The 5,623-nt window shown below is 37.8% G+C and carries 5 protein-coding genes; 1 reads left to right on the top strand and 4 read right to left on the bottom strand.

The window, feature by feature from the left end; genetic code table 11:
- Nucleotides 1–391: 391 nt before the first annotated feature.
- Both F6K13_RS15755 and F6K13_RS15760 read right to left on the bottom strand, forming a co-directional pair.
- Nucleotides 392–814 carry an MAPEG family protein gene (locus F6K13_RS15755; protein WP_192901302.1) on the bottom strand — a complete coding sequence of 141 codons (423 nt, stop codon included), beginning with the start codon at nt 812–814 and terminating at the stop codon, nt 392–394.
- Between the two features lie 14 nt (nt 815–828).
- Nucleotides 829–1,332, bottom strand: a complete 504-nt coding sequence (locus F6K13_RS15760) for a DNA recombination-mediator protein A (RefSeq protein WP_124145618.1) — start codon at nt 1,330–1,332, stop codon at nt 829–831.
- A 476-nt stretch (nt 1,333–1,808) separates the two neighbouring features.
- On the opposite strand from F6K13_RS15760, the gene F6K13_RS15765 reads away from it, so the two are divergent.
- Nucleotides 1,809–3,245, top strand: coding sequence for a carotenoid oxygenase family protein (locus F6K13_RS15765; protein ID WP_287287813.1), 1,437 nt, complete (start codon nt 1,809–1,811; stop codon nt 3,243–3,245).
- A gap of 491 nt (nt 3,246–3,736) precedes the next feature.
- Here the strand turns inward: F6K13_RS15765 and F6K13_RS15770 are convergent, their stop codons facing one another.
- The gene (locus tag F6K13_RS15770) at nt 3,737–4,813 is read right to left on the bottom strand and encodes a phosphotransacetylase family protein (protein ID WP_287287814.1); all 1,077 of its coding nucleotides are present in this window, start codon (nt 4,811–4,813) and stop codon (nt 3,737–3,739) included.
- 557 nt (nt 4,814–5,370) lie between these two features.
- Nucleotides 5,371–5,623, bottom strand: a 253-nt coding sequence (ebsA, locus tag F6K13_RS15775) for a type IV pilus biogenesis protein EbsA (protein ID WP_287287815.1), incomplete at its 5' end; no start/stop codon positions are given.

A 5,623-nucleotide genomic window follows, 5' to 3' on the forward strand; every position in this document is an offset into this window, starting at 1 on the left:
AGGATTGAATCAAAGGATTTTTTTTTCTTCTTTCTCCATGAATGGAGAGGCTTTATACCTGAATTTTTCGGTAATACTTTTCCTTACTTTCTTATTCCTTGTTCCTTCTCCTAAACCATGAATTACAGCACTTTTTAGAAAACGTGAGGTACACTTTGAAGACTAATCTTTTTTCCCTACTCCCTAAAGTCCTAAAATTTTGTACCTTATTAACTCCAAAACTGCTATAATTTTAGATTTTTGATTGGAAAAAATCTCTTTATCTCTTTATATATTTCAGGTCTTGATATTAGGATTTTTTTTCCTAATACCAACAAATAGTATTACATTTATTACACTTAAACTTTAATTGAGAAACAGAGACTATTCTAAATTAAACCAGCATAATAGATTAAAAATTATTAATACTAATCAAACTGAGAATAAATAAAATAGTAGTACCAGAAGAACTAACAACAAACATTAGCGATCGCCCGATCGGCACATTCAAAATATAAAATATCGAATAAAAAAATCGCGCAATGACAAAAGCAACTGCCGCTCCTATTGCCAAAATAGAATCTTGTTGTGTTAGATATGCCATCAAAGAAGCTGCTGTAAACACAATAAAAGTTTCAAAAGAATTTTGATGTGCCCAAGTTGCCCTCTTAGCATAATCAGGTAATTTTTCAAACATCGCCCTAGGAGCACCCGGTTCATAGCCTACTTTAAGACGACCGTAGGCTACTACTAAGAAAGGTGCGTAGACTAGCACTGCTCCTATTACTATGCAATTTAGTAATATCGACGATGCTGGTAACTCCAACAAACTCATTTTTTTTCGCTATATTAATCTAGATAGAACAGAGTTACTACTTTACGTTGATCTTCTGCATCTTGACAAGTCTTCAACAGAGTATTACTTTCATGAAAAGCAAAGCAAATAAGCTGTTGACATCGAGAAATAATTTCCTGGTTACAAATAGAGCTTGCTTCAGCTAAAGATAATTGGTCATTTTTAGGATTTTCCACTAAATGAATAACCTTATCCAATTCTTGGCGAGATTCTCTAGGTTGCCGTTTCATACTTTGAGGTAAAATAACAGTAACTAAGTTAGGATCGGCTCTCATTGCCCCCCGAACTACTGCTAAATTAGTACCTGTTGCCCCTGATGTAATAACATGATTCGATCCTAAAACCAAGGCATAACTTAACAACTCAATTAATTGTTGATGAGTAATAGGAACATGACGAGAACCCAAAATAGCAATTCGTTTAGAACCTGTTTGTTGGATTGCTAAAAGTTCCTCTAAAAAGTCATCTACCTTGGGAATATCAATTGATTGACTCAAAGATTTTATCTACTGTAATAAAATTGCCTAGAGGATTATAACAATTAAATATATTTTTGTACATCTATATCTTTAAGCTAAACCCCTGAGAAGCCTCACGCCATAATCTGTGATTTGACGACCAGATGAATCGGCGGTAAATTAATGGGGTGATTATGCCTCATTAATTTACAAATTTTTATGTTATCATCGAACTATGCTGGTTTGAGCTAATCGCCACCAGTCATAAACCATGAAAATTTAATAGGATATGGGGTCGTTGGCCCGAATTCCTAGTCAACCGTGGGAAAACGTAAAATATTATTGCGGAACTAGGTGAGCAGTTTTTTATGTGCAAAAAGAGCGGTGGGGCATCTCGTTCTTAAAGCTCGTAGAGTCCGACGGGATACCGGGACTGTGAAACGAGAGAGCTTACACTATACCGTCAGGTTAGTGTGGGAGTATGTCACGAAAAATAACAATTGATCGTTAAAAATATGCTCAAAACTCCAGCATGGGCAAAGGCTTTTACTCAACCAGCTCAAGAATTCCCACCTACTACTTTATCAATTATTTCTGGTGTTGTCCCATCTGGATTAAGAGGTTGTTTATATAGAAATGGTCCTGCTAGATTATCACGGAATCAACAGCAAGTAGGACATTGGTTTGATGGAGATGGTGCAATTCTAGCAGTGCATTTTAATTCTTCTTTTCTGGAAGGTCAAGAACCTTGGGCTACTTATCGTTATGTGCAAACAGCAGGGTATAAGCTTGAGACAGAAAAAGAAAGATTTATTTTTGGTGGCTATGGAATGAACCCTCCAGGAAATTTTTGGGATAAGCTTACTCAACCAATAAAAAATGCTGCTAATACCTCAGTTTTGGCTTTGCCAGACCGGCTTTTAGCACTATGGGAAGGTGGACATCCCCACAGTCTCAATTTGGAAACCTTGGCAACTTTGGGACTAGAAGATTTAGGAGGCTTAGAAAATCATCAAAGCTATTCAGCACATCCTAAAATAGATAGTGTCACAGGTGACATCTATAACTTTGGAGTAACTCCTGGACTAAATAGCTCGCTCAATATCTACCGCAGTGATAGTACTGGAAAAATTCAGCAAAAAGGTCTGATTCCGATATCTGGTGTCCCTCTAATTCACGATTTTGTTTTAGCAGGTCCATATCTAATATTTTTTATTTCACCAGTACGTTTAAAACTACTGCCAGCTTTTACAAAGATAAAAAGCTTTAGTGATGCTTTAACCTGGCAACCAGAGCTAGGAACACAGATTTTAGTAGTGGATCGCTCATCTCTACAACTCATCACTCGTCAAGAAACGGAACCCTGGTATCAGTGGCACTTTGGCAATAGCTATGTAGACTCAGATGGCACAGTATTAGTTTACTTAATCCGCTATAAAGATTTTAACCAAACAAATAAGTACCTCCAAGAAGTACCTACTGGCCAAACTCATACTCCTGCTCATGGGATATTCTGGCAGATACGCCTAGAACCTAAATCTGGTCGTATCATTGACAGTTATAAATTATTGGATATTCCCTGTGAGTTGCCTACGGTTGCTCCTGCTGAGGTCGGAAAACCATTTCGCTTTAGTTATTTGGCAGTTCATAAACCAGGAATAGATATTAGTCAAGAAATGTTTGGGGCGATCGCCTGTTTCGACCATCACAAAAATACTCTTACTACCACCAATTTAAGGCCCAATTGCTATCCTATGGAACCTATCTATGCTCCTGATGCTGAAGATGCTCAGAAAGGATGGGTATTAACTGTTATTTTTGACGGTGAGCGCAACTGTAGTGAGGTCTGGATATTTGATAGTTCCAAATTAGATGCCGAACCTGTTTGTCGGTTAGCCTTACCAGAAGTTTTACCAATGGGTTTCCACGGTACTTGGAGTCATTTCAGTTAACAGTTATCAGTGTACCTCTTGCTGTTTGCGCAGCATGACAAAGGTCAAGCAAGAGGCTTGATATAAGGAATATTCTCTTATCTTGGTCAATCAATTCCGTTTTAAAGGAGAGGTAATTTCAGTTATCAGTTATCAGTTATCAGTTATCAGTTATCAGTTATCAGTACCTCTGCAATAAGGAGGCTTGAAATAAGGAATATGTTCTTTTTTTTCTCCCCTTAAAAGCTATGCTTTATAAGCATCTTTCTTAACATAAAACGTAGACATTAGTGAGAATTTATGTATAAGTCATTTGAGAGGCTTTTTCCTCAGAAAAGTGTATTGAATTAGACGTTTTTTTGAATATTCTTACTCCCCACACTCCCCACACCTCCCCATCCTCCCCACCCTCCCATCAAGGTTTCAGGAGTTCCTTATAAGGGATAGCCTTAAAAGGGGGAGGCGCATACCCAAAATTTTTCGGTAATTAACAATTAACAATTAATAATTGTTTAACCAACCGCTAGCTGAAAATGATTGAGCAAACTTTCAAAGTCGAAGTCTTGTGCCATTAGTCTATTGACACATTCTACTTTCACAGGTTCGTGTAGACGGACACTACCAAAAGTTCTATCTATAATTTCCACAGTAGATAAAGTATCATAGTCCACTGACAAAACAGGCACTTCCACATACTCAGCACGACGTAGCACTAACTCATCCGGAGGCAGTTGCCCAGTTAAAATGAGACAATGGGTAGAAGTCTCTAAAGCTGCTAGTTGAATGTCTGTGCGATCGCCTCCGGTAACTACTGCCATATTTGTAGCTTTACGGAAATATTTAATCGCTGCACTAACACTCATTGCGCCAATTGTCAAGCTTTCTACCATTAAATCCAGGCGGTCAGGGCGACAAAGAACCTGGGCGTTTAATTGCTTAACTAATTCTGCCACTGTGACACTGCGTAAGAGACTGCTTCTCGGCAATATTCCTAATACAGGAATGTTCCTAGACTCTAGAAAAGGTTTCACTAAAGTAGTTACTGTTTCTTGTGCTGCTAGTGGTACATCATTAATGACCACACCCAAAAGGGAACTACCCAAACGTTGTTTAGCTGAGAGTAAAGAGTCTATATAAGAACCTGAATTTGGACGAGTCACCAAAATTACGGCAGCATTAAGAATTTCCGCAACTTGTACTAGGGATAATTCAAATAGATTACCCTCATCTAAATTACTTGGTCCTTCTAATAAAACTAAATCTTCTCCTTCTATCTGTAGATATTGGGCTAGAGTTTTTTGATAATCAGTGTTGTCCTCTCCAAGCAAACGCTTTTTTATAGTACTGTCATCCAGCATTAACATAGTTGGCCGAATACTATTTTCTGAAAGCTTGAGAGTTTCAGTAATAAACTGTACATCAGCATCAATTTCTACAGATACTGAATTTAAAGAGTTTCCCAAGGGTTTTCCATAAGCAATGCTTATCCCTTGCTGTTGCAGCTTATGGGCTACTCCTAAAGTAATTGTAGACTTGCCACTGTAAGCTTCGGTCGATCCAATTAGCAAATAATTGGCAGATTTTGGCACACCCTCACTCCCGCAATCAATAAACTTTTGACATCCTCACCTTCCTATAATAAAGGTGATTCCTCACCACGCCACCTTTTTAGAGATGGTCGCTGAACGGGGTTGACAGCTCTACGCACGACACCTCATCAGAGGTCTTACACGCACTCCCTGTCCATTTTTAGTCTCGGAATGCCCTCCCGGGACAGATGTATCGTTTGGACAAAAAAACATCAACAATGCTTTTTGTTTTGCTTCCAGGTTGGATTTTACCATAGCCCTTCAGTCATTTTCCTATTGCTGTATCGTTCCCGGTTTCAACTCATAATGAGTGTATATCGCTGGCAGCTTAAGGTGGGGATTTCAACCATTTAGATCGTAACACAAAAGTCCCTCTAGAAGGAAGTAGCTTGTGACTCAAAGAGTTCGGTCTATATAATTTTGATTTTATATTAAATTCTCAGGAGGAAAAATATTGATTTTTTTCAATCAAAAATATAAAACCAATGAAATAATCAATCAACTATTTTAGTATTATTAAAGTAAACTTTCAATCAGGAATTAAATTTCAAGGTGAATCACTCATAGCGAAGTAGCTTTCCATAGAAATTCTTAGAAAAATCTACATTATGAGTACGATGATAAATGAGCAAGACATCGATTAAAGAATCAACAAATTCATAAGTGGCCATTGTTGTATCATAACTAAGTTCCTGATTACCATCAAACTGCATTCGGCAACGAGTTATGTCTGCAGGTAATATAGAAACATTCCAGGTGACAACAAAAGGGATATTCTCTCCTCCTTCAATATCTCTTGCTCCTTCCAGA

This window comes from Okeania sp. SIO2B9 (assembly GCF_010672505.1).
Classification (GTDB): Bacteria; Cyanobacteriota; Cyanobacteriia; order Cyanobacteriales; family Microcoleaceae; genus Okeania; species Okeania hirsuta.